Source organism: Burkholderia latens (genome assembly GCF_902499045.1).
GTDB classification, from domain to species: domain Bacteria; phylum Pseudomonadota; class Gammaproteobacteria; order Burkholderiales; family Burkholderiaceae; genus Burkholderia; species Burkholderia latens.
In genome coordinates this window covers 260080-284273 of record NZ_CABVPL010000003.1, presented here as the reverse complement: position 1 = coordinate 284273, position 24194 = coordinate 260080, and the positions used below count along the sequence as shown (strand labels likewise).

The following is a 24194-nucleotide window of genomic DNA, read 5'->3' as shown; positions in this document are numbered from 1 at the left end:
GCTCGCCGGCGCAGCCGCCCTTCCCGCCACCGCCCGCGCCGCGAGCGCGAACCTGTCGACCGTCACGCTGGTGCTCGGCGATCAGGCCGGCGGCCTGCGCGCGCTCGCTGACGCGGCGCGCGTGCTCGACGGCGTGCCGTACCGGTTTCGTTGGGCCAACTTCCAGGGCGCCGCGCCGCTGTTCGAAGCGCAGCGCGCGGGCGCAATCGATCTCGCGCCGGCCGGCGACCTGCCCGTGCTGACGGCCGCGCTCGGCGACCCGTCGCTGCGGATCGTCGCGACGCGTGTCGGCTCGCCCAGCTCGCTCGGGATCGTCGTGCAGCCCGATTCGCCGGTGCGCACGGTCGCCGACCTCAAGGGGCGCACCGTCGTCGTGTCGTCGGCGCGCGGCAGCATCTCGCAATACCAGCTGTACGGCGCGTTGCGCGAACACGGCCTCGCGCCGGGCGACGTCGACGTGCGCTTCGTGCTGCCGGTCGACGCATTCGCCGCGTTCGAGGCGAAGCAGATCGGCATCTGGGCGACCTTCGATCCGTATTACGGCAACGTGGTGCGGCGCGGCGCGCGCGTCGTGCGCGACGGCAGCGGAATCAACTCGGGGCTTGCGTTTCTGACGTCGCCGGTCGAGACGCTCGACGATCGAGCGAAGCGCGCGGCGCTCGCGGACGTGCTCGCGCGGCTCACCCGCGCCGGTCAATGGGCGCTCGCGAACCCGGCCGAATACGCGACGGTCTATGCGTCGCTCACGCGGCTGCCGCGCGACGCGGCCGCCGATATCGCCGGCCGCGCGGCGCTCGCGCAGCGCAGCGTCAGCAGCGCGGACATCGCCGTGCTGCAGCGCGTCGCCGATCGCGCGGCCGCGGACGCGATCCTGCCGAAACGCGTCGATGTCGCATCGATCGCGGTACGCAATCTGTCGGCCGCCTGACCGCTTCCGCCGAGGTTTCAGCGCGGCTTCGACATGTCGAGATCCGGCACGTCGTCGCCGAACGTCGACGCGACCAGCGTGCGCATCGCGGCGATCAGCAGCGTCGGCCCCGACTGATTGAACGTGCAGCGCTCGCCGGCCGCCGGCACCGCTCGATGCAGCACCGCGCGCCACGCGCCGTGCCGGCCGTCACGCTCGAACGCGCCGAACGGCAACTGCTCGACGAGCGGCCCGCCGTCCGCCCATGACGACGACGGCGCGTACGGCACCGGCGCACCGCCCGCTTCGCGAACGACCGTACATCCCGACGCGCCGACGCCCACGCGCGGCGCGCCGAGCTCCTGCGCCATCGCCACCCAGAAATCGAGCGGTGCGCCGACCAGGTCCTGAACTCGCATCGCACGCTCCTTCGCGATTGAAAACGCCATCGTAGCGCCCGCGTGCACCGCGCGTCGACACGCGGCGCCCGCCGTCTTCCCGGCAATGCAGCCGCCGCGCGAACGTGTCGATACCTGGAACGAATCGGCGATTCTTGCCTACAATGAACGCAACACCCATCGCCGGGCCTGGGCTGGACGAGCAGGCCGGAACCGCCTTCGCGCCGAATGGGCCGCCCCCGTTCGCAGACGACAACGGAAACCATACGGTGCAGCGCCGGCCGGATCTCTCGGGGAGACCGCAGCATGTCCACGCACGCCAGGAAGCCGCTGATCTCGCTCGTCGTACCGTTTCACGACGACGAAGAAGCGATCGACGCATTCTTCGCCGAAACGCTGCCTGTTGCCGATTCGGTCGCCGACGTGCGCTTCGAGACCGTCTGCATCAACGACGGCAGCCGCGACCGCACGCTGGAGCGGCTGCTGTCGATCGCCGCCCGCAAGACGTCGTTCAAGTAGACCTGGGCGCCCAATTGGACCTTCCCCGCCAGCCGACGCGCGCATCGGACCGCGCGGCCGCCGCGTGGCTCACGCCGCGACGCGTGGTGCTGTACAGCTCGCTCGTGCTCGTGCTCGCGTTGCTGTTCATCGTGATCTGGGTGGCCGTCATACGCGACTCACACGGGACCATTCCGTTGCGCCCCGGCGCCGATTTCTCGGTGTTCTGGTCCGCGTCGTACGTGATGCTGCACGGCTCGCCGGCACAGGCGTACGACTTCTCCGCATTCTCGCGGCTGTCGGCCGAGCTGTTTCCGAACCTGCGTCACGGCGTCTTCGCACCGTGGCTCTACCCGCCCACGTATCTGCTGCTCGTGACGCCGCTCGCGCTGCTGCCGTTCGCGCTCGCGTATCCGCTGTTCGTCGCGGGCGGCGTCGCGGTGCTCGGCATGACCGCGTGGCATGTGTCAGGCCTGCGCGCGATCCCCGGCGCGGCACGCGCGGGGCTGCTCGCGCTGGTTGCGGCGCCGTGCGTGTTCGTCACGGCGACCCTGGGACAAAACGCGTTCCTGACCGCATCGTGTGCGGCGCTGGCCGTTCTCTGGGCCGACCGGCGGCCGGTGTGGGCCGGCCTCTGCATCGCGCTGCTGTCGGTCAAGCCGCAGATGGCGCTGCTGTTCCCGTTCGTGCTGATCGCGGTGCGCGCATGGCGCACGATCGCGTGGGCCGCGCTCGCGGCCGGCGGGTTCGCCGCGGTGAGCGTCCTCGTGTGCGGCGTCGCGTCGCTGCGCCTGTTCGCCGCGAGCGCCGGCCTCGCCCGCTCGATCATTCTCGAGCATGGCATCGTGTTCTGGCTCGTGTCGCCGACGCCGTTCGCGGCGTTTCGCCTCGCGGGCATGCCGGTCGGCGCCGCGTACGTCGCGCAGGGCTGCATTGCTGCGATCGCGATCGCAGCCGCGTGCGTCGCGTGGACGCAATCGCGCGACATCCGCGTGCGCGCAGCCGTGCTGGCCGTCGCGACGCTCGTCGCGAACCCGTACGTGTGGCACTACGAACTCCCGTGGCTTGCGATCGCGATCGCGTGCATGCTGTCGATCGGCTGGCGCGACGGCTGGCTGCGCGGCGAGCAGAGCGCGATCGCACTGATGTGGGCGCTGCCGGCCGTCGAATATCTGAACCCGTGGCTACAGGCGCCGCAGATCGGCCCGGCCGTGACCCTTTTCGCGCTGCTCGTGCTGCTGCGCCGCGCGCGGCACGACGCTCACAACGCGCGCCGCCGCGGCACGTACACGCCGTAGTACGGCCCGACGCCCGTCGCGATGCCGCGCGACGCGGCAAACACCACGATCGCGGTCGCACTGCCGGATGCGCCCGAAACGCCCAGCAGCGTGCCGAGCCGCGGCGGAACCGAGCAGCCGTTGCCGCCCGGCGCGCGCGACACCGTGACCTCCACCGCCGGCAACTTCGTATTGGCCGGGCGTGATCGCGGTGGGCTGCATCGACGCCGGCGTGCGCGTCACGTTCCAGTAGCCGGTCGCCAGCGGCGCGCCCGCCGCCGCGTTCTGAGCGATCTCGCCGTTCGCCGCGGGCGCGGCCTGCGCCCGGTTCAGCGCACCGCCGGTCGGCGACACCGTCGTCGCCGCGTTTTTTCATCGCGACGAGCGCGCGCTGTGGCGTAGAAAAGTAAAAGCCGATTGCAGCCGTTCGCGCCACGGTTCAGCGCAACGACGTTTATTCGAAAAAGCGGCGGCCACCCGCGTTCCAGCAGTCTGGTCGCGTACATCCGGATGCACGCGGAAGATATTGCGCATTCCGATCGGCATGCGGGAACCCCGTTTCGCACGCGCGTCGCCATTTCGAAACGCTGCGGCTGGTGATTTGCCCATCCGAAATGCGGTGATATGCATAGTTCAAATCGTTGCTTGTCCCGCGGCGGCGACGTCCTCCAGAATGATTCGACGCTCTTCGGCCCGATTTCCATTCCCCGCCAACCGACGCACCATGATCGAACGATTCCCGTCTCCGCTGCGCCTGCTGCGATCGCTGCTGATCGCGTCCCTCGTTGCATTGCCTGCTGCCGCCGCGCACGCCGACAAGCCCGCCACCATCCGCATCGGCGTCGCCCAGCAGGGTGCCGGCGACCCGCCGACCTTCGGCGGATCGAGCGCGGCCACCGTGCAGCTCCAGCAGCTCGTCGAAAAGGAATTCGCGGCCGACGGCATCAACGTGCAGTGGCTGTTCTTCAAGGGCGCGGGCCCGGCCGTCAACGAAGCGATCGCCGACAAGGCGCTCGACTTCGCGTACCAGGGCGACCTGCCGGCGGTGCTCGCGCGCGCGAACGGGATCAAGACGCGCCTGCTGCTCGCGGCGAGCGTGCGCTCCGGCGTGAAGATCGCGGTGCCGCCGGACTCCGACGTCCGCTCGCTCGCGGATCTGAAAGGCCGCCGCGTGTCGATCTTTCGCGGCACCAACCTGCAGCTCGTCGCCGACAACGCGCTCGCGAAGAACAACCTGAGCGAACGCGATTTGCGCGTGATCAACCTCGACTCCGCGAGCGCGCTCGCCGCGCTCGCGTCGAAGGGCATCGACGCATCGGTCGGTGACTATCAGCTGTACAAGCTGCGCGACGCGGGCCTCGCGAAGATCATCTACGAATCGCAGAACGACGGTCCGCAACTCACGCGGCAAACGCACCTGCTCGTGCTCGACGACTTCGAGCGTGCGCATCCGGACATCGTGCAGCGCATCGTCAACGCATTCGTGAAGGGCGCGCAATGGTCGTCCGACGAAGCGAACCGCGACGCGCTGTTCAAGCTGTGGGCGAAAAGCGGCGTCCCGTATGCGTCGTGGCAGGCCGACTACGCGAACCAGCGCCTGAAGGACCGCCTGTCGCCGCTGATCGACCCGTTCGTGATCGCGCGCTACAAGGCCGTCGCACAGGATGCGTTGAAGCTGAAACTGATCCGTCAGCCGGTGGACGTCGACGGCTGGTTCGAGCCGAAGTATCTCGACAACGCGCTGCGCGCGCAGCACCTCGAACACTACTGGCCGCGCTACGACGCGGCCGGCAAGCCGCTTTCCTGACCGGGAGCCGCCCGATGACCGACACCGCGATCCCGATTCCGTCGCCCGACGCGCCCGTGCACGCGCTCGCCGCGCGGCCGTCCCGCGCGGCGGCCGTGCGCCGCGTCGCGTGGCGGCTCGCGCCGTGGGCGCTGCCTGCGCTGCTGTTCGCGCTGTGGGCCGCCGGCAGCGCGCGCGGCTGGATCGCGCCGCAGATCCTGCCGCCGCCCGAACGGGTCGCCGATTCGCTCGCGGAACTCGCGGCAAGCGGCGATCTCGTGCGCCACACGCTGATCAGCCTGCAACGTGTGCTCGTCGGCTTCGCGGCCGGCACGCTGCTCGGTTTCGCGACCGGCGCCGCGCTCGGCCTGTCGCGCACGCTGGAAGCGTACGTGCTGCCGAGCTTCAACGCGCTCGTGCAGATTCCGGTGCTCGGCTGGCTGCCGTTCCTGCTGTTGCTGGTCGGCGTCGGCGAGCCGCTGAAGTATCTGCTGATCGCGCACGCGGCGCTCGTGCCCGTGACGATGAGCACGCTGCAAGGCTTCCGCCAGACGCCGCCCGCGCTCGACGAAGTCGCGCGCGTGTTCGGCTATACGCGCGGCCAGCGCATCGTTCGCGTCGTGCTGCCGGCCGCGATCCCGACGCTCGCGACCGGCGTGCGGCTCGCGTTCACGAAATCGTGGCTCGCGCTCGTCGTCGTCGAGCTCGTCGCGTCGTCGGAAGGGCTCGGCTACCTGATCGTGTACGGGCGCCAGCTGTTCCAGCTCGATCTCGTGATGGCCGCGGTGATCGTGGTCGGCGCGGTCGGCCTCGTGATCAACCGGCTGCTCGACGCGCTCGAAGCACGGCTGCGCCGCGGCGTGCCGTCCGCGTTCCGCGGCTGAACCCGACTCAAGGAGCGCGCTCGTGCCCTCTTCCATTCCGCCGACCGCCGAGCCTGCGGCGCACGCGGCCGTTCCGCCCGCCCGGCGCGTTCCCGTGCCCGACTGGCGCGGCTTCGTGCTGCCGGTCGCCGCGCTCGCGCTGTGGTGGGCCGTGTCGTCCGCGCATCTCGTCAAGAGCGGGCTGCTCGTCGGCCCGGCCGACGTGCTGCACACCGCATGGAAGCAGGCGGCCAGCGGCGCGCTCGCTCGCGCGCTGTCGGCCTCGCTCGCGCGCGAAGCGTGCGGCTTCGCGATCGGCGCGACCAGCGGCCTGCTGCTCGGCGCCGCGCTCGGGCTGTCGCGCATCGCCGCACGCGTGGCCGGTCCGAGCTTCGACACGTTCAAGCAGATTTCGCTGTTCGCGTGGATTCCGCTGATTTCCGTATGGTTCGGCCTCGGCGACGTCGCCAAGGTCGTGTTCCTGTCGCTCGCCGCGCTGCTGCCGGTCGCCGCGCACACATGCGACGGCATTCATGCGGTGCCGCGCGCGTATGTCGACGTCGCCCGCGCGCTGCGCTATTCGCGGCTTCAGCTCGTGCGCCACGTGATCCTGCCTGCCGCGCTGCCGTCGATCTTCACCGGGCTGTATCTCGGCCTCATCTACTCGTGGCTCGCGACCCTCGGCGCCGAATACCTGCTCGTCGCCGGCAGCGGAATCGGCAACACGCTGATCGACGGCAGCGAACAGTTCCGGATGGACCTCGTGCTGTTCGGGATCATCGTCGTCGGCGTGACCGGCTGGGCGCTGAACGCAATCGCGCGTGCGCTCGAGCGCAAGGTACTGGCTCGCCGCGGCGGCGCCGGCGGCTGATCGCCCTCTTCTTTCGTGTTTCTTTCTGCTCCGTCATGACGACTCCCGCTTCCGATTCGCTCGATATCCTTCATGTGAGCAAGCGCTATGCGCAACGCGGCGCGTCGCTCGCCGTGCTCGACGACGTGTCGCTGCACGTGCGTGCCGGCGAGTTCGTGACGATCGTCGGCGCGAGCGGCTGCGGCAAGTCGACGTTGCTGCGGCTGATCGCGGGGCTCGACACCGATTACGCGGGCGAGATCCGAGCCGGCGACACGCGCGTGCGCGACACGTCGCTGCAGCGCGGGATCGTGTTCCAGGATCATCGGCTGTTTCCGTGGCTGACGGTCGAGCAGAACGTCGAAGCCGCGTTGCGCAACGCGCCGCTCGACGCGGCGGCGAAGCGCCGTGCGGTAGCCGAGCACATCGCGCTCGTCGGGCTGAACGGCTTCGAGCATGCGTATCCGAACCAGTTGTCGGGCGGGATGGCGCAGCGCGTCGCGATCGCGCGCGGCCTCGTGAACCGGCCGCGCGTGCTGCTGCTCGACGAGCCGTTCGGTGCGCTCGATGCGCAAACGCGCGCGCGGATGCAGAACGAACTGCTGCACATCTGGGCGCAGGAACGCATCACGATGGTGCTCGTCACGCACGACGTCGACGAAGCCGTGTATCTCGGCGATCGCGTGGTGACAATGGCGCCGCGGCCGGGGCGCATCGAGCGGATCGTCGACGTCACGCTGCCGCGGCCGCGCCGGCGCGATTCGCCGGAATTCCTGCGACTGCGCGATACGGTGCTCGCCGATTTCGACGATCGCGAACCGCCGGGCGACGACGGCGACGGCGGCCGCATTCGCGTCGATGCGCCGCATGCGCACCGGATCGGCGAATGGCGGCTCGCGTGGTGACGCGAAGGCGTTGCGGCGCCGGTGCCGCGCGCATCGCTCAGCACAACGACAGATATCGATCATCACCGCGCACGCTAAGGTTGTGACGATTCATCGGTTCCGGTTTCGCGCGGTCCCTGCTTGAATGGAGACTCGACCTTCCCGACCCAGGAGACTCCCGATGTCCGAAGTCCAGCACGCCGCTCACCCGTCATCGCATACTTCGCACGCCGCCGCGCCGCGCACGGCCGCCGCCCCGCTTCAGCTTCGCCAGGTCGCCGGGCGAATCGGCGCCGAGATCGCCGGCGTGCGGCTGTCGGGCACGCTCGACGATGCGACGTTCGACGCGATCCACGCCGCACTGCTGCGCCACAAGGTGCTGTTCTTCCGCAACCAGGGCCATCTCGACGATACCGCGCAGGAAGCGTTCGCACGCCGCTTCGGCGACACCGTCGCGCATCCGACCGTGCCGTCGGCCGACGGCAGCGCGGCGCTGCTCGAACTGGATTCCGCGCACGGCGCGCGCGCGAACTCGTGGCACACCGACGTGACGTTCGTCGACGCATACCCGAAGGTGTCGATCCTGCGTGCGGTCGTGATTCCGCCGTTCGGCGGCGACACGGTGTGGGCGAACACGGCGGCCGCGTACACGTATCTGCCCGAATCGCTGCGCGCGCTCGCCGACACGCTGTGGGCGGTGCACACGAACGCGTACGACTACGCGTCGACGCACGTGCACGCCGACGACACGCAGCTGAAGCGCTATCGCGAAGTGTTCACGTCGACCGTCTACGAAACCGAGCATCCGGTCGTGCGCGTGCATCCGGAGACCGGCGAACGCACACTCGTGCTCGGCCACTTCGTGCAGAAGATCAAGGGGCTGTCGTCGCAGGATTCCGCGCGCCTGCTGCAAGTGCTGCACGAACACGTGACGCGTCTCGAGAACACCGTGCGCTGGAGCTGGCAGCAGGGCGACGTCGCGATCTGGGACAACCGCGCGACGCAGCACTACGCGATCAACGACTATGGCGATGCGCGCCGCGTCGTGCGCCGCGCGACCGTGCACGGCGACGTGCCGGTCGGCATCGACGGCCGCCGCAGCGTGCTGCTGAAGGGGCCGGGCGCGACCCTGCAGTAATCCGTGCGCGGCGGCGGCGCCGACCGCCGCCGCCCCGCTGCCCTTCCCGCATCCGCGCATCCGCGCATTCCGGCATGCGCGCCATGAGGAACCGACGATGACCTTCCCGACACCGGCCCGATGCATGCACGCACAACGATGTCGCCGCCCGGCCGACCCGTCCACTTCCACCAGGAGCGTCGCATGAGCGCCCTTCCCGAACCCGCTGCGCAGCCGGTCGACGTGATCCCGCTGTCCGCCCACATCGGTGCCGAGATCCGCGGCGTCGACCTCACGCAACCGTTGACCACGCCGCAGATCGCCGCGATTCGCGCCGCGCTGCTGAAATGGCGCGTGATCTTCTTTCGCGAGCAGTTCCTCACGCACGAACAGCATGTCGCGTTTTCCGCGCAATTCGGCGAGCCGACCGTCGGCCACCCGGTGTTCGGCCACGTCGACGGCCATCCGGCCGTCTATTCGATCGCGAAGCATCGCAAGGCGACGCGTTTCGAAGGCGAGCCGGTACGCCGGCCGTGGACCGGCTGGCACACCGACGTGACGGCCGCCGTCAATCCGCCGTGGGCGTCGATCCTGCGCGGCGTGACGATCCCGCCATACGGCGGCGACACGCACTGGACCAACCTCGTGCGAGCATACGAGACGCTGTCGGCGCCGCTGCGCGGCTTCGTCGACGGCCTGCGCGGCATCCATCGCTTCACGCCGCCAGCGGGTGCGCGCGCGACCGGCGCGTTCGACGAAGCCGTCGAGCGCCGCCCGCTCGTGACCGAGCATCCGCTGGTGCGCGTGCATCCGGAGACCGGCGAACGCGCGCTGTACGTGAGCCCGAGTTTCCTGAAGTCGATCGTCGGGCTGACGCCGCGCGAGAGTCAGGCGCTGCTGGAACTGCTGTGGGAACACGTGACGCGGCCGGAATTCACGATCCGTTTCAAGTGGGAGCCGCGCAGCATCGCGTTCTGGGACAATCGCGCGACCGCGCATCTCGCGCCCGTCGACATCTTCGATCTCGATTTCGACCGCCAGCTGTACCGCACGACGCTCGTCGGCGACGTGCCGGTCGGCCCCGACGGCCGCGCATCGGTCGCGCTCGAAGGCTCGCCGGTCGAAGCCGCGGCTGCGGTCGCGCTGAACTGACCGGCGCCGCGCCGCCGCTTCACCGCCGCCGCTTCACCGACGTTCCGACAGCCGGCGCCCGCGCGCCGGCTTTTCCTTTCTACTGCTTCAATCGAGCCACACGCCGTCGAACCGGTGCCCGCCGAGCGGCGAGAACGTCAGCCCGTGCACGCGCTTCGAGATCGGCAGCGACACGATCGACGTCGCGATCGGCGTGAACGGCACCTGATCCTTGAACACGACCTGCGCCTGCTCGTAGAGCGACGTGCGTTTCGCGACGTCCGCGTTCGTGCGCGCGGCCGTGACGAGCCGCTCGAAGTCCGCGTTGCACCACTTCGCGAGGTTGCTGCCGTGCACGGCCTCGCAGCCGAGCAGCGTGCCGAGCCAGTTGTCGGGGTCGCCGTTGTCGCCCGACCAGCCGTACAGGATCGCGTCGTGCTGCCCGTCGCGTTTCGCGCGCCGGTTGTATTCGCCCCACTCGTAGCTGACGATCTTCGCGCGCACGCCGATCTTCGCCCAGTCCTGCTGGATCAGTTGCGCCATCAGCTGCGCGTTCGGGTTGTACGGGCGCTGCACCGGCATCGCCCACAGCGTCAGGTCGAAGCCGTTCGGGAAGCCGGCCTGCGCGAGCAGCGCCTTCGCGGCGGCCGGATCGCGCGGTGCGTCCTTCAGGCGCGGGTTGTACGACCATTGCGCGGGCGGCATCGGGTTCGTCGCGATCGTCGCGTCGCCGTTGAACACGGTCTTGATGATCGCCGCCTTGTCGATCGCGATGTCGAGCGCGCGCCGCACGTCGACGCGATCGAGCGGCGGATGCTGCGTGTTGTACGCGACGAAGCCGACGTTGAAGCCCGTGCCCGAAAACAGCGTCAGCTTCGGGTCGCGCCGCACCGTCTCGAGATCGGCCGGCCGCGGGAACACCGACACCTGGCACTCGCCGGCCACGAGCTTCTGCAGGCGCGCGGCCGGATCGGGCGTGATCGCGAACACGAGGTGCGCGAGCTTCACGTCGTCGGGCTTCCAGTAGTCGGGGTTCGCGTCGTAGCGGATCAGCGCGTCCTTCTGGTACGCGCGCAGCTGGAACGGGCCGGTGCCGACCGGGAACTGGTTGATGTCGGCCTCGCGATGGCGCGCCGCCAGTTGCGACGCGTATTCGGCCGACAGGATCGACGCGAACGCCATCGCGAGATTGCGCACGAACACGACGTCGGGCGACTTCAGCACGAAGCGCACCGTGTCGTCGTCCACCTTCTCGATGCGCTCGATGTTGCGGTCGAAGCCGAGATCGCTGAAGTACGGGAAACTCACCGGATACGTCTTGCGGAACGGATCGTCGGGGTCGAGCATCCGGCGGAACGTGAACACCACGTCGTCGGCCTGGAACGGCCGCGTCGGCTTGAACCACGCGGTCGTCTGGAACTTCACGCCGCGCCGCAGGTGGAACGTGTACACGCGCTGGTCGGACGACACGTCCCAGCTCGTCGCGAGCGACGGCACGAGATCGAGCGTGCCGCGCCTGAACTGCACGAGCCCGTTGTAGACCGTGTACGTGCTCGCATCGAAATCGGTGCTGGTCGTGTGCTGTCCGGGATCGAAGCCGGCCGGACTGCCTTCGCTGCAGTACACGAGCGTCTTGTCCGCCGGCGCCGCATACGCATGCGCGAGCGCGCCGGCGAACAGCAGCGACGCGGCCACGCCGTGCAGCGCCGCGGCGGCAACGGAAGTGCGCCGCGCACGGCGCGCGGCGGGCGATTTGAATGGAATCTTCATGGTGGAGAGGAACGAAAGGTTGTCACGCGAATGACGACTGCCGATCTTCGCGCGCCGCCCGCCGATCGCTTACCAATTAATTCCGCGTTGCTTATCGCGCCCGATGCATCCCGCTGCTGCCGCATGAAAATGTCCATCCGAGCGGCGGGGGCACGCGCGCGAACCGTCGCATCACGCGCCGCACGGCGTCACGCAGCGGCGTCATCCGCTCGCCGCCGCGGGCATCCTTCCGTCCCTCTGCAGCTTCCTCGAAATTGGCGCATCGTATCGGTTGGCCAACGCCGGCACCGGTGCGCGGGAATCCGCCCGGCGCACGCGTGCCGGCATCGCGCACCCGCGGGTGCGCCGCCCGATCCTGGAGGATCCACGATGTCGATCAACCCCGATACGCCGTCTCGCCCCGTGAAGTCGCCGGGCCCCGATCATCCGATCCTGATCGAACCGCACTCGTCGCGTGTGGTCGTGAAGGTGGCCGGCAAGGTCGTCGCCGATACGCGCCACGCGCTCGTGCTGCGCGAGGCCAGCTATCCGGCCGTGCTCTACGTGCCGCGCGAGGACGCCGACATGTCGCAGCTCCAGCGTACCGACCATGTGACGTACTGCCCGTACAAGGGCGACTGCGCGTACTACTCGATTCCGGCCGGCGGCGAACGCGCGACCAACGCGGTGTGGACGTACGAGCATCCGTATCCGGCCGTCGAAACGATTCGCGGCCACCTCGCGTTCTATCCGGACCGCGTCGACTCGATCGAGGAAAGCCTGCTCGTCAGCGAGTGAGCGCGGCGCCCCGCCGCGCGACCGTTCACGTAGCGTCCGGCCGCTGATTTGCATATGCGGATTCATTGGTTGGCCGTCGTCCCGCGCGGCCGTATCGTCTCGAATCCGGCGCGGGCCGGCCGCGCGCATCGACCGCAACGGGCCGCGTCCCGCGCCGGTCGCGCCATGCGCGCGCGCCCCGTGAACCCGCCAGCAGGACGCCTCGATGAACGACACACCGCACGCACACGTTGAAACGACTCCGGCGGACCCGCGCCGCCGCCGCTGGCTGCACGGCGCGGCCGCCGGCCTGGCCGGGCTCGCGCTCGGCCCGCTCGCGGGCGCGCCCGCATGGGCCCAAGGCAGCGACAAGCGGCTGCGCATCGGCTTCCAGAAGTACGGCAACTTCGTCGTGCTCAAGGCGCGCGGCACGCTCGAGAAGCGGCTCGCGAGCCAGGGCGTGACCGTTCAATGGCTCGAATTCCCGGCCGGCCCGCAACTGCTCGAGGGGCTGAATGCCGGCGCGATCGACGTCGGCACGGTCGGCGAGACGCCGCCGATCTTCGCGCAGGCCGCCGGCGTCGACTTCGTCTATCTCGGCAACGAACCGCCCGCGCCGCACGGCGAGGCGATCGTCGTGCTGCCCGATTCGCCGATCCGCACCGTCGCGCAGCTGCGCGGCAAGAAGGTCGCGTTCAACAAGGGGTCGAACGTCCATTACCTGCTCGTGAAGGCGCTCGAACGTGGAGGCCTCACGTATGCCGACATCCAGCCGATCTACCTGACGCCCGCCGACGCGCGCGCCGCGTTCGTGCAGCGCAGCGTCGACGCATGGGTAATCTGGGATCCGTATCTGGCGGCCGCCGAACGGCAGCTCGGCGCGCGCGTGATCGCGGACGGCGAAGGGCTCGTGCGCAATACGCAGTATTACCTCGCGGCACGGAAATATGCGGCCGCGCAGCCGCAGGTGCTGCGCGCGCTGCTCGACGAAGTCGACGCGGTCGACCGCTGGGGCCGCGACCATGTTCCGGAAGTCGCCGCGCAGCTGTCGCCGCTCGTGGGCCTCGACGCGCCGACGCTCGAAATCGCGCTCAAGCGTGCCGGCTACGGCGTGCAGCCGATCACCGACGCGACGCTCGCGTATCAGCAGAGCATCGCCGACGCGTTCAGCACGCTGAAGCTGATTCCCGGCAAGGTGACGGTCGCCAACGCGCGCTGACGCGCCGCCGCCGCGAGGTGCCGCGGGTTACGGCGCGCGCGCCGCGCCGATCCGCCGCCACTCGTCGTAATCGGTGACGAGCCCCGCGTCGTCGACCGCGATATCGGCCGCGTACGTGCCGCTCTCGTAGCGATACACGCGTTCCGCCGTGCGCGCATAGCGTTGCTCGCCGCGCACGAGGTCGAACGCCGGAAAACGCAGCCATGCGGTATGGATGACGGCCGATGCACCGACCGCCAGCCCGAGACGCCGGATCGGCAGCGTGTTGGTCGACGGGCTGAAGCCGAGATCGATGTCCGTCGCGCCCGCGAGTGCCGGTGCGTCGGCGCCGCCGATCGTCCAGCGCCCCGCGTCGCATGCGAGTTCGAGCTGCCGCGGTGGTTGCGCGCCGAGCCAGTGCGTGACGCGCACCGAGCGCGTCAGCCAGTCGCTGTCGCACGCGATCGCATAGTCGACGCGAAACGGCGCGCCGTCGATCGCGCCCGCGACCGAGCCCGACAGGCCGGCGCCCGCGCGGGTCTCGACGAGCCGGCACCATTCGGCGGACTGCCACGTCTGCACGATGTGCCACGCGACGCACCGCGTGCGCGCGGCCTCGTTCGGTCGGGGTCGGGTCATGTCGCCTGCGTCACCACGCCTGACGATAGATCGCCAATGCGTCGGCTTCCGTCACTTCGCGCGGATTGTTCACGAGCAGACGCGTCTGCAGCATCGCATCCGCCGCCATCCTCGGCAGGTCGCGCTCGCCGATCCCGACTTCACGCAGCGTGCGCGGAATGCCGGTCGCGACGATCAGCCGGTCGATCTCGTCGATCAGCGTGTGCGTGCGCGCTTCGTCGCTGCCCGTCGCCGCCGGCGCGACGATCGCCGCGAGCTCCGCATACAGCGATGCGGCGGCCGGCGCGTTGAAGCGCAGCACGTGCGGCAGCACGAGCGCGTTCGACAACCCGTGCGGCACGTGGAAAATGCCGCCGACCGGATAGGCCAGCGCATGCACGGCCGCGACCGGCGCGTTCGCGAATGCCTGGCCGGCGAACATCGCGCCGACCAGCATCGCCTCGCGTGCATGGCGATCGTTGCCGTCGTCGCAGGCCTTCAGCAGATTGCGCGACAGCAGCGTCAACGCCTGCACGGCCAGCATGTCGGATACCGGATTCTTCAGCCGCGACGACGTGTAGGCCTCGATCGCGTGCACCATCGCGTCGATGCCCGTCGCGGCCGTGGCCGCGCGCGGCAGCCCGAGCGTCAGCTCGGCGTCGAGAATCGCGACATCGGCGAACAGGTGCGGCGATACGACACCCATCTTGCGCGCCTCGCCGACCGTGACGATCGACACGGCCGTCACTTCGGAGCCCGTGCCGGCCGTCGTCGGCATCTGCACGAGCGGCAGCCGCGACGTCGTCACCTTGTCGACGCCGTACATGTCCGCGAGCGGCTGCCGGCCGGGCGCGAGCGCCGCGATCAGCTTCGCGACGTCCATCGACGAACCGCCGCCGAGGCCGAGCACGATCTGCGCATCGGCCGCCACCGCGCGCGCGGTCGCTTCGAGCACGACGTGCTCGGGCGGATCGGCGATCACGTCGTCGATCACCGTCACCTGCCAGCCGTGCTCGGCGAGGCTCGCGAGCGCGGGCGCGAGCACGCCGCTGCGATGCAGGAACGCATCGGTGACGACGCACAGCCGCGCGAGCGCCGGAAAGCGTTCGCGCAGCAGCGCGCCGAGCCGGCGCGCGGCGCCGAATTCGACGATCTGCGCCGGAACGGTGCGGAATTGAAACGGGTTCATCGGGTGCCTCCGGGTGGCGTCGCCGTGCCGGTGTCCGGCTGCACCATGTAGCGCGTCACGTCGCGGCGATCGAGCAACGGAATGATCGCGCCGACGCCGATCCGCTGGAAATGCGGCGTTTCCCGATGCACGTCGAGGCCGTCGGCGTCGCGGTAGCGCTCGAGGATCACGATGTGGTCCGGGTCGACCGGCGACCGGAAGTACGCGTAATCGAGGTTTTTCGGCTCCGTGCGCGTGGCCGTCGCGAGTTCCGCGAGCAGTTCGACCACGCGATCGCCGTTGCCGGGTTTCGCGAAGAAATGCGCGATGACCTGCAGATAGGGTTCGTTCATGCTGCGCTCCGTATTCGCCGGCGGCCCGTCGTTCTGCGACGCGCGGGAAGCTCGTCGATCCCGCTCATCGAACCTGGCGGCCGGCTGCACGATACGACGCCGACGCCTCGACGTCGCATTGTATTGAATCGGCGCAGCGCACGCAGCGCGGTCATCCACGTGATAGCGATGCGCCGTGCGAACGTCCGGACGCGCGCTGCTCGCATGCCGGTGCGCCGCCGTCGCCGGCTCCGGCGGCGTCTCGCGCCCGCCCGGCCGCGGTGCTTACCACGGCACCGTGCGCCCCAGGTAATCGAGGTATTCGAGCCCCGCGCGCCGCTGCTTGTCGATCAGCACGTTCACGAGGCTCGGCACGCTTTCTTCGATCGTCAGGCGCGCGTCGGGCCCGCCGAGTTCCGTGCGGACCCAGCCCGGCGCCATCAGCACCATCGCGCGCCGGGTCGCGGCCTGACGCGCGGCGAAGCTGCGCATGAACTGGTTCAGCGCGGCCTTGCTGCCGCGGTAGACCTCGCGCATCCCGGTCACGTTGTTCGCGACGCTCCCTTGCCCCGACGACATCGCGCCGATCAGCCCGTCGTCGCGCACCAGATCGTGCAGCACCTCGATCGTGCGCATCGGCGCCAACGCGTTCGTGATCATCACGCGCACGAATTCGTCGGTCGTGACTTCGCCGATCGTTTCGTTCGGATCGTTGGTCGTGCCCGCATTCACGAACAGCATGTCGAAGCGCCGGCCCGCGAGGCGCGCGCGCAACGCGGACAGCTGTTCCGGTTCGCAGATGTCCAGCGTGTCGATGTCGAGCCGTCCGTCGAAGCGTTCGGCCAGCTCGTGCAGCTTCGTCCGGCCCGATCCGGCGCGAACCGTGCCGGTGACGTGCCAGCCCTTGTCCAGGAATTGCTCGGCCATCGCGAGCCCGAGCCCGCGCGACGCCGCGACGAGCAGGATCGATGGCGCGCCGGTGCCGGATACGGTCGATTGCATGATGTTCGCCTTTGCCGAAGTCAGTCATGCAGCGACTATAGGTGCGTGAGACGAGATGCACCAGACGCACCGGATTCAACCGATAGTTGCATCCCACGCGCTGTCAAACCACGCGATGCCGTATGCTGTCCGGATGGACGACATCGACCTGAACCTCGTCACCGCGCTCGACGTGCTGCTGACCGAGGGCAGCGTGACCGCCGCCGCGCGCCGCCTCGGGCTGAGCACGTCCGCGATGAGCCGCACGCTCGCGCGGCTGCGCGCGGCCACCGGCGATCAATTGCTCGTGCGGGCCGGACGCACGCTCGTGCCGACGCCGCACGCGGCGGCGTTGCGCGATCGCGTGCACGCGGTCGCAGCGGACGCGCGCGCCGTGCTGCGGCCCGCCACCGCCGACATCGACATGGCGGCGCTGTCGTCGACATTCACGATCCGCGCCGGTGCATCGTTCATGGACATGCTCGCCGGCCCGGTGGTCGCCGCGATCGGCGACATCGCGCCCGGCGTGCGCGTGCGTTTCGTCGCGAAGCCCCATCGTGATCCGGGGCCGCTGCGCGACGGCACGGTCGACCTGGAAATCGGCAAGCGCGGCGACGACGCGCCGGAGTTGCACACACGCGAGCTGTTTTACGACCGGCACGTCGCGGTGGCGCGCGCCGGGCATCCGCTGTTCGCGTCGGGCAACGGTGCGGGCAAGGTCACGGCCGCGCGCTATGCACGCTGCCGTCACGTGATCGCGGCGCAGCTCGGCGATTTCAGCGGCCCGGCGGACACGCTCGCGCCCGCCCATGCGGTGCACGTCGTCGTGCCGGGCTATCCCGATGCGATGCGCGTCGCGGCCGGCACCGATCTGATCGCGCTCGTGCCGCACTCGAGCCTCGGCAACGCGTTCACGCCGGGGCTCGCGGACGCACTGGGCCTGCGCAGCTTCGAGATACCAGTCCAGTTGTCGGAAATCCTCGTCTCTGCGCTATGGCATCCGCGCATGCACGGCGACCCGGCGCATCGCCGGCTGCGCGATGCCGTGATCGATGTATGCAAGCGGGCGTATCCGGACACCGGCGCACCGCGCCGCGCGCGCTGACGAACGGGCGCGACGCGGCCCGATCCGGCCGGATGGATCAGGCACCGTTTTCCCGAATCCCGGCAATTGCATCGGGCGCGGGCGCCGGCGGGTCCTTCGGCTAAAATGCCGCACTTTCCACCTCGTCCGGCCCGCTCGCCATGCAACCCGCTTCCCCTGCCCGATCCGTGTCCCACGGCGCCGATACCGATCCGTCGCACGACCTCGTCTACGGCCCGAACGACCGGCCCGCGCCGATGGTCGCGTTCGTCGCCGCGCTTCAGCACCTGCTGGCGATCATCGTGCCGATCGTCACGCCCGGCCTGCTGATCTGCCAGGCACTCGGCGTGTCGAGCCGCGATACGACCCTGATCGTGTCGATGTCGCTGGTGATTTCCGGCATCGCGACCTTCGTGCAATGCAAGCGCTTCGGCCCGCTCGGCGCCGGCCTGTTGATCGTGCAGGGCACCAGCTTCAACTTCGTCGGCCCGCTGATCGCCGGCGGCAGCGTGATGGTCAAGCAAGGCACGCCGGTCGAAACCGTGATGGCCGCGATCTTCGGCGTCGTGATCGCCGGCTCGTTCGTCGAGATGGGCGTGTCGCGCATCCTGCCGTTCGTGAAACGCCTGATCACGCCGCTCGTCACCGGCATCGTCGTGCTGCTGATCGGCCTCACGCTGATCAAGGTCGGCCTCATCAGCATGGGCGGCGGCTTCGGCGCGATGGCGAACGGCACGTTCGCGAGCGCGCAGAACCTGACGCTGTCGTGCGTCGTGCTGGGCATCATCATCCTGCTGAACCGCGTGCCGATCGTGTGGGTGCGCAGCACCGCGCTCGTGATCGCGCTGGCCATCGGCTATGCGGCGGCCGCGATGCTCGGCCGCCTCGACTTCACCGGCATGCACCAGGCCGCGCTGTTCCAGATTCCGACGCCGCTGCACTTCGGCATCGGCTTCTCGTGGCCGCTGTTCGTGCCGATGCTGATCATCTACCTCGTCACGTCGCTCGAGGCGATCGGCGACGTCACCGCCACCAGCAAGATCTCGAAGGAGCCTGTCGAAGGGCCGGTGTGGATGCGGCGGATCAAGGGCGGCGTGCTCGTCAACGGTGCGAATTCGCTGCTGGCCGGCGTGTTCAACACGTTCCCGAGCTCCGTGTTCGCGCAGAACAACGGCGTGATCCAGATCACCGGCGTCGCGAGCCGCCACGTCGGCATCTGGATCGCCGGCATGCTGGTCGTACTGGGCCTGTTCCCGGTCGTCGCGGGTGCGTTGCAGGCCGTGCCCGAGCCCGTGCTCGGCGGCGCGGCGATGGTGATGTTCGGCGCGCTGGCGGCGTCGGGCATCAACATCCTGTCCGGCATCCGCCTCGACCGCCGCGCGCTGCTGATCATCGCGGTGTCGCTCGCGCTCGGCCTCGGCGTGTCGCAGGTGCCGGACATCCTGAACAGCCTGCCGCATGCGCTGAAGAACGTGCTGGAATCGGGTGTCGCGACGGGCGGCATCTGCGCGCTCGTGATGAACTGGTTCCTGCCGGAACAGAAGTAACCGCACGCACTCCACGCCGATGCGGCCCGATCGGCGGGCCGCGCGATGCCCGGCCGATGCGTCGAGCGATCGGCTTGGCCGGGCGGCCGAAACTCGCTAGTATCGGCTCATGCCTCAAGCCCTCTCCCCCAAGACGCCGGAAACCGGCGCCGTTCCGATCAAGGAACGGGCGACCATCGTCTGCTATCGCGACGAACAGGTGTTGCTCGTCGCGCGCGCATCGTCGCGCTGGGCGCTGCCCGGCGGCACGATCAAGCGCGCCGAAACGCCGCTCGACGCTGCGCATCGGGAACTGCGGGAAGAAACAGGCATCACCGGCCAGACACTCGTCTACTCGATGCAATTCACGGGGCTCGCGAAGGTTCATCACGTGTTCTTCGCCGAAGTCGGCCCCGACCAGACGCCGCAGGCAAGCAACGAGATCGAGAAATGCAGGTGGTTTCGCATCGACGGCGTGGACAAGCTGCGCGCGAGCATCCCGACGAAGCGCATCGTCGAGCTCGTGTACGAGCATGAAATCCTCAAGTAGGTAGACGCCCCACCCCCGCCGGCCCGCATGAGCGATATCATGCGCCCACGGTCCGTCGTCGCGTTCCCTTTCGAGCGAGCTGCAGATGAACAGTGCGTACACCTACCGCGGATACACCATCGACGTCCGCTGCGAATTCCGGCTCGACCCGCCGCGCGAGCCCGCACCGCCGCCCGACGCGCTGCGCTTCGGATTCGTCGCGGTCGTGCACGTACGCAGGGCCGGCAGCATGCCGCGCGTGCTCGCGCCGGTCCGCCTCGCCGACGACGGCGGCCGGCTGTTCGACGACACGCTCCATGCGTTGCGCGCCGGCCGGGCGGCCGGCGAATTCATCGTCGACGATCTGTTGATCGATGCGGGGCCGCCCGACGGACGCGCGCATTCATGAGCTGTCCGGCGGACGAAGACGCGTTGCGGATCGGCGGTATGCGCGCGCTCAGTGCACGCGCTTTCGTCGCAGCTCGTGCATGGAATAAACGACGACGAAGATGCCGAGCATCGCGATGCCGGATGCCATGAACTCGTTGGCGGTTCCCGCGCTGTGCAGCGCCTTCGGGAACATGCCCAGACTCAGCCCCGCGGCAGCCAGCAGTACGCCTGCCGCCACGCCCCATACCGGTCCGGTGGTCTTTTCGATTGTGTTTTTCATACAGCACCCGTCTGCAGTCATTGCCTGAACGGCGGCGGCGCATTTCACCGTCGCTATCGTTCACGCATCGACTATAGCCGGGAAACAATCGCCGCGAATTCGGTGCTTTTACCGATCAAGTTTTGGGAAGTACCGGCCGGATCCGGCCGTGGCGCTTCGTCGGCTGCTCCGCCGACATGCGCATTCGCTCGCCATGCGCGGCAATTGCCGCCGTGGCAACGCGAATGCCGCGCAACCGACCGCCCGCTTACGCGACGACGCAGAACTTACCGTTCGTTTCAAACCTGACCACACCGCGGACACCGGACGAAGCTATCCTTCGTTGCACCCGCAATCATGTCGGAGGGGGATAAAAAAATGAACAATACGTTCTGGAAGGCCGCGCTGTGTGCGGCAGCGGTGCCGTTCGCGCTCGCGGGCTGCGGCGGCGGCGACGACGGCGGCGCCGGGCAAACCGGCACGCTGCACGTCGCGATGACCGATGCGCCGTCCTGCGGCTTCGATCACGTGTACGTGACCGTGTCGCAGGTCCGCGTCAATGCGAATGCGAATGCTTCCGATAACGATGCCGGCTGGTCGACGATCACGCTGACGACGCCGCAGAAGATCGACCTGCTGTCGCTCACCAACGGCGTGCTCGCCGATATCGGCCAGACCGCGCTGCCGGCCGGCCAGTATCAGCAGGTCCGTCTCGTTCTCGCGCAGAACCAGGGCAACAATCTCGCGAACTCGGTCGTCCCGACGGGCGGCACCGAGCAGGCGCTGGCGACGCCGAGCGCGACGCAAAGCGGCTACAAGATCATCCAGCCGTTCACGGTGCAACCGAACACGCTCGTCGATCTCGTGCTCGACTTCAACGCGTGCAAGTCGATCGTCCAGCGCGGCAACGGCACGTATGCGCTGAAGCCGGTCGTCACCGCGATCCCGACCGTCGTGAGCGGCGCGATCTCCGGCTATGTCGCACCTGCCGAAGCCGGCGCGACCGTGTATGCCGAACAAGGCGGCAAGGTCGTACGCGGCACGGTGGCCGACGGCACCGGCAAGTTCGTGCTGTCGCCGCTGATCCAGAGCTCGACGCAAGGCAACTACGACGTCGTGATCGTGCAGAACAACTTCGCGTCGGGCATCGTGCGCTCGGTTCCGGTCGTCGTGAACGCGACCACCGCGGTTTCGGCGTCGAGCGCGCCGATCGCGCTGCCGGCGTCGACGATGAGCACGGTCAGCGGCACCGTCACGGCAAACGCCAACGCGTTCGTGCGTGCGCTGCAGACCATCGATGCGAAAGCGTACGAGATCACGTCGATCAACGCGAACATGGACACCGGCGCCTATGCGCTCAACGTGCCCACCGCCGCGCCGATCGTCGGCACGTACTCGGGTTCGCTGCCGGTCGCGCTCGCCGCATCGCCGGCCGCCGCCGCGCAATACACGATCGAGGCGGACGCCGCGTCGGGCGCAACGCAATCGACGAACGTCAACGCAACGACCAGCCAGTCGAACGTCAATTTCAGCTTCTGACGCGTCGGCAGCATCACCGGAAAGGGCCGCCGGCCCTTTCCTCCATAACGGGAGAACGAAGTGAAGAAAGGGGTTGTCGCATTGCTCGCCGCGGCGAGCGTGGTCGGCGCGCTCAGCGGGTGCGTCGCGTACGTTCCGGGCCCGCCGGTCGTCGTCGCGCCGCAAGGCGGGCCGGGGAACGGATTCTGTCCGCCCGGACAGGCGAAGAAAGGCAATTGCTGACCGAACGAAGGCCCGCGTGAAGCGGGCCTTACGTTTTCAGTCGCGACATGACGCTCGGTGCAAGAAGCCGTTTCGCGACCGGACAAACCGTCATATACCGTCCCGGTGTGGCCAAAATATCGCAACGACACCCTTTTCGTTAAATGGTCCGCGCAGCACACGGCCGACGGCGCCGCACACACACGCCGCGCGGCCCGGCTCCCCCTGCCAACGCGTCGATCCGCAGGTGCGCCGATGGTTGCCCCCGGCGCGGCATCGTCCGGCACACGCCTTGCTCGAACATCCCCGCGATCACGACCGAGGGACGCAGATGACGGTAAACACGCGGCTGCGCGAACTGCGCAGGACGATGCGCGAGCGCTTCGGCATCGCGCGCCTGCGCGGCGGACAAGAGGCCATCATCCGCAGCGTGCTGGCACGCCGCGACACGCTGGCCACGATGCCGTCCGGCGCGGGCAAGTCGTTGTGCTACCAGTTGCCGGCATTGCATCTGGACGGCATGACGCTCGTCGTGTCGCCGCTGATCTCGCTGATGAAGGATCAAGCGGACAAGCTGCACGCACTCGGCATCGATTGCGTGCTCCTGAACAGCACGCTCGGGCGCGACGACGAGCGATCGGCATTGCAGGCATTGCGCGACGGACGGCCGCGCATCGTGTTCGTGACGCCGGAGCGCCTCGCGCAGCCCGCGTTCGTCGATGTGCTCGCCGGGGGCACGCAGGTGCCGGTGGAACTCGTCGTCGTGGACGAAGCGCACTGCGTGTCCAAGTGGGGACATGATTTCAGGCCGGCGTTCCTCGACATCGCGCACGCGGTTCGGACGCTCGGCGGCCCGCCGGTCCTCGCGCTCACCGCCACCGCGACGCCGGACGTCGTCGAGGACATCGTGCACGCATTGCGGCTGCGCGATCCGGCCATCGTGCGCACAGGCACCTACCGGCCCAACCTGCGCTACCGCGTGATTCATACGGGCGCCGGGCACGGACGCCGCGAAGCCGCGCGCGCGCTCGAACTGAAGCAACGGCGCTTGCTCGACCTGACCGGCGAACTGCAAGGCGCGGGCATCGTCTATGTCGCCACCGTGCGCGACGTTCAACGCGTGTGGGCGTGGCTGGCGGCGAGCGGAGAACGCGTGGCGCGCTATCACGGGCGACTTCCGGCCAGAGCGCGCCGCGACGAGCAGGACCGCTTCATGAACGGAGACGCGCGCGTCATCGTCGCCACGAACGCGTTCGGCATGGGCATCGACAAGCCGGACGTGCGCTTCGTCATTCACTACCAGATCCCGGGGAATCTGGACGCGTATTACCAGGAAACGGGGCGCGCCGGGCGCGACGGCGAACCAGCCGATTGCGTGCTGCTGTTCGATCTCAACGATCGCCGCATTCAGCAGTTCTTCCTCGCGGGAAAATACCCCGACGCCGAGCTGGTGTCGCACGTGTTCGACGCCATCGCGGGGGCGGCGGGCGACGGGCAGCGCGAAGCCGCGCAGCCGCCCGCCGCATCCGGCGGCACCGGCGTGTCCGGGAAGGCGCTGGCTGAGAGGCTGACGGACGTTCCATCCGGCAAGCTCGACGTGGCGCTCGCGATGCTGATCGACGCCCGCATCGTGCAGCGCGATCGCCGGCATCGCTACCGGCTGCGCACCGGCGCCGAGCCGGCGCGACTGCGCGAAGCGGTTGCGCCTGCCGCGCAACAGTTCGTGCAGATGCGCGAGCGCGATCGCAACGCATTGCAACAGATGATCGATTACGCGCAAAGCGCGCGCTGCCGCTGGCGGCTGATGCTCGAGTATTACGACGAAGACACGGCGATGGAGCGCTGCGGCACTTGCGACAACTGCATCCATCCGCCGCACGTCGAGCCGCTGCCCGACGTGCATTCGCCCGCGGCGATCGCGCGTCGCCGTACCGGGCAGCTTGCCGAGCGAAAGCGCGGATGGGCGCGCGGCGAAAAGGCGCGTGTCGCGCGTTTCGGTGTCGGAGAAGTGGTCATGTCGACCGACGAACAGGTCGCGATCCTGTTTCCCGATGGAAACGTGCGCACGTTCGTCGCGGATCGCGTGCGGCACGTGCGGGACGCCGGCGCGCGACACCGCGATGCGTAGCACA

25 protein-coding genes and 1 pseudogene are annotated in these 24194 nt (G+C 69.1%); 17 read left to right on the top strand and 9 right to left on the bottom strand.

Annotated elements, in window-relative coordinates; all coding sequences use genetic code 11:
* Positions 1–928, top strand: a 928-nt coding sequence (locus tag BSE24067_RS03885) for an ABC transporter substrate-binding protein (RefSeq protein ID WP_254600352.1), incomplete at its 5' end; no start/stop codon positions are given.
* 17 nt (positions 929–945) lie between these two features.
* On the opposite strand, the gene BSE24067_RS03880 is transcribed toward BSE24067_RS03885, so the two are convergent.
* Positions 946–1326: a phage protein NinX family protein gene (locus tag BSE24067_RS03880; RefSeq protein WP_151068701.1), complete on the bottom strand. Its 381-nt coding sequence runs from the start codon at positions 1324–1326 to the stop codon at positions 946–948.
* A 285-nt stretch (positions 1327–1611) separates the two neighbouring features.
* Between BSE24067_RS03880 and BSE24067_RS03875 the strand changes: the two are divergent.
* Positions 1612–1803, top strand: a pseudogene (locus BSE24067_RS03875) (glycosyltransferase); the annotation flags it as partial.
* Positions 1804–1838: 35 nt separating this feature from the next.
* Positions 1839–3101, top strand: a complete 1263-nt coding sequence (locus BSE24067_RS03870; protein ID WP_174904696.1) for a glycosyltransferase family 87 protein — start codon at positions 1839–1841, stop codon at positions 3099–3101.
* On the opposite strand, the gene BSE24067_RS03865 is transcribed toward BSE24067_RS03870, so the two are convergent.
* Together BSE24067_RS03865 and BSE24067_RS03860 are read right to left on the bottom strand one after the other, a co-directional pair.
* Positions 3065–3244 (bottom strand): hypothetical protein, encoded by a 180-nt coding sequence (locus BSE24067_RS03865; protein WP_174904695.1) that lies wholly within the window; start codon positions 3242–3244, stop codon positions 3065–3067. The two genes, BSE24067_RS03870 and BSE24067_RS03865, sit on opposite strands and share 37 nt — an antisense overlap.
* A gap of 208 nt (positions 3245–3452) precedes the next feature.
* Positions 3453–3710, bottom strand: coding sequence for a hypothetical protein (locus BSE24067_RS03860; RefSeq protein ID WP_151068702.1), 258 nt, complete (start codon positions 3708–3710; stop codon positions 3453–3455).
* Positions 3711–3804: 94 nt separating this feature from the next.
* Here BSE24067_RS03860 and BSE24067_RS03855 point away from each other — a divergent pair, with 94 nt between their 5' ends.
* The 6 genes from BSE24067_RS03855 to BSE24067_RS03830 all read left to right on the top strand — a co-directional run bounded on the left by BSE24067_RS03855 (position 3805) and on the right by BSE24067_RS03830 (position 9732).
* Positions 3805–4887, top strand: a complete 1083-nt coding sequence (locus BSE24067_RS03855; protein WP_151068703.1) for an ABC transporter substrate-binding protein — start codon at positions 3805–3807, stop codon at positions 4885–4887.
* Positions 4888–4901: 14 nt separating this feature from the next.
* Complete coding sequence (locus BSE24067_RS03850) at positions 4902–5750, top strand: ABC transporter permease (protein ID WP_174904694.1); 849 nt, start codon at positions 4902–4904, stop codon at positions 5748–5750.
* A gap of 22 nt (positions 5751–5772) precedes the next feature.
* Positions 5773–6600, top strand: a complete 828-nt coding sequence (locus BSE24067_RS03845; protein WP_174904693.1) for an ABC transporter permease — start codon at positions 5773–5775, stop codon at positions 6598–6600.
* 35 nt (positions 6601–6635) lie between these two features.
* Positions 6636–7484 (top strand): ABC transporter ATP-binding protein, encoded by an 849-nt coding sequence (locus BSE24067_RS03840; RefSeq protein ID WP_151068618.1) that lies wholly within the window; start codon positions 6636–6638, stop codon positions 7482–7484.
* 160 nt (positions 7485–7644) lie between these two features.
* The gene (locus BSE24067_RS03835; RefSeq protein ID WP_151068617.1) at positions 7645–8601 is read left to right on the top strand and encodes a TauD/TfdA dioxygenase family protein; all 957 of its coding nucleotides are present in this window, start codon (positions 7645–7647) and stop codon (positions 8599–8601) included.
* Positions 8602–8784: 183 nt separating this feature from the next.
* Entirely contained in the window at positions 8785–9732 is a 948-nt protein-coding gene (locus BSE24067_RS03830) for a TauD/TfdA dioxygenase family protein (RefSeq protein ID WP_151068616.1), read from the top strand.
* Positions 9733–9819: 87 nt separating this feature from the next.
* Here BSE24067_RS03830 and BSE24067_RS03825 read toward each other — a convergent pair whose 3' ends face one another.
* Positions 9820–11481, bottom strand: coding sequence for an ABC transporter substrate-binding protein (locus tag BSE24067_RS03825; protein ID WP_151068615.1), 1662 nt, complete (start codon positions 11479–11481; stop codon positions 9820–9822).
* Between the two features lie 369 nt (positions 11482–11850).
* On the opposite strand from BSE24067_RS03825, the gene BSE24067_RS03820 reads away from it, so the two are divergent.
* The gene (locus BSE24067_RS03820; RefSeq protein ID WP_151068614.1) at positions 11851–12258 is read left to right on the top strand and encodes a DUF427 domain-containing protein; all 408 of its coding nucleotides are present in this window, start codon (positions 11851–11853) and stop codon (positions 12256–12258) included.
* Between the two features lie 205 nt (positions 12259–12463).
* Positions 12464–13456 carry a sulfonate ABC transporter substrate-binding protein gene (locus tag BSE24067_RS03815; protein WP_174904692.1) on the top strand — a complete coding sequence of 331 codons (993 nt, stop codon included), beginning with the start codon at positions 12464–12466 and terminating at the stop codon, positions 13454–13456.
* Between the two features lie 27 nt (positions 13457–13483).
* Here the strand turns inward: BSE24067_RS03815 and BSE24067_RS03810 are convergent, their stop codons facing one another.
* From BSE24067_RS03810 to BSE24067_RS03795, 4 genes are all read right to left on the bottom strand, one after another.
* On the bottom strand, positions 13484–14074 hold the full coding sequence (locus tag BSE24067_RS03810; protein ID WP_151064993.1) for a putative glycolipid-binding domain-containing protein: 591 nt from the start codon (positions 14072–14074) through the stop codon (positions 13484–13486).
* A 10-nt stretch (positions 14075–14084) separates the two neighbouring features.
* A complete protein-coding gene (locus tag BSE24067_RS03805; RefSeq protein ID WP_151064992.1) occupies positions 14085–15242 on the bottom strand; it encodes an iron-containing alcohol dehydrogenase in 1158 nt (385 codons plus the stop codon).
* Complete coding sequence (locus tag BSE24067_RS03800) at positions 15239–15574, bottom strand: putative quinol monooxygenase (protein ID WP_151064991.1); 336 nt, start codon at positions 15572–15574, stop codon at positions 15239–15241. Before BSE24067_RS03800 ends, BSE24067_RS03805 begins: the two co-directional genes overlap by 4 nt.
* Before the next feature lie 264 nt (positions 15575–15838).
* Positions 15839–16555, bottom strand: coding sequence for an SDR family oxidoreductase (locus BSE24067_RS03795; RefSeq protein ID WP_151064990.1), 717 nt, complete (start codon positions 16553–16555; stop codon positions 15839–15841).
* Between the two features lie 133 nt (positions 16556–16688).
* Between BSE24067_RS03795 and BSE24067_RS03790 the strand changes: the two genes are divergently transcribed.
* The 4 genes from BSE24067_RS03790 to BSE24067_RS03775 all read left to right on the top strand — a co-directional run bounded on the left by BSE24067_RS03790 (position 16689) and on the right by BSE24067_RS03775 (position 20082).
* Positions 16689–17639 carry a LysR family transcriptional regulator gene (locus tag BSE24067_RS03790; protein WP_151064998.1) on the top strand — a complete coding sequence of 317 codons (951 nt, stop codon included), beginning with the start codon at positions 16689–16691 and terminating at the stop codon, positions 17637–17639.
* A gap of 140 nt (positions 17640–17779) precedes the next feature.
* Positions 17780–19165 (top strand): nucleobase:cation symporter-2 family protein, encoded by a 1386-nt coding sequence (locus BSE24067_RS03785; RefSeq protein WP_151064989.1) that lies wholly within the window; start codon positions 17780–17782, stop codon positions 19163–19165.
* A gap of 109 nt (positions 19166–19274) precedes the next feature.
* The gene (locus tag BSE24067_RS03780; RefSeq protein WP_151064988.1) at positions 19275–19694 is read left to right on the top strand and encodes an NUDIX hydrolase; all 420 of its coding nucleotides are present in this window, start codon (positions 19275–19277) and stop codon (positions 19692–19694) included.
* Positions 19695–19779: 85 nt separating this feature from the next.
* Positions 19780–20082 (top strand): hydrogenase maturation factor, encoded by a 303-nt coding sequence (locus BSE24067_RS03775; RefSeq protein ID WP_151064987.1) that lies wholly within the window; start codon positions 19780–19782, stop codon positions 20080–20082.
* A gap of 48 nt (positions 20083–20130) precedes the next feature.
* Here BSE24067_RS03775 and BSE24067_RS03770 read toward each other — a convergent pair whose 3' ends face one another.
* On the bottom strand, positions 20131–20343 hold the full coding sequence (locus tag BSE24067_RS03770) for a hypothetical protein (RefSeq protein WP_151064986.1): 213 nt from the start codon (positions 20341–20343) through the stop codon (positions 20131–20133).
* Positions 20344–20700: 357 nt separating this feature from the next.
* On the opposite strand from BSE24067_RS03770, the gene BSE24067_RS03765 reads away from it, so the two are divergent.
* Together BSE24067_RS03765 and BSE24067_RS03760 are read left to right on the top strand one after the other, a co-directional pair.
* Positions 20701–21861 carry a DUF4382 domain-containing protein gene (locus BSE24067_RS03765; RefSeq protein ID WP_151064985.1) on the top strand — a complete coding sequence of 387 codons (1161 nt, stop codon included), beginning with the start codon at positions 20701–20703 and terminating at the stop codon, positions 21859–21861.
* A 532-nt stretch (positions 21862–22393) separates the two neighbouring features.
* Positions 22394–24190 carry a RecQ family ATP-dependent DNA helicase gene (locus BSE24067_RS03760; RefSeq protein ID WP_151064983.1) on the top strand — a complete coding sequence of 599 codons (1797 nt, stop codon included), beginning with the start codon at positions 22394–22396 and terminating at the stop codon, positions 24188–24190.
* Positions 24191–24194: the final 4 nt, after the last annotated feature.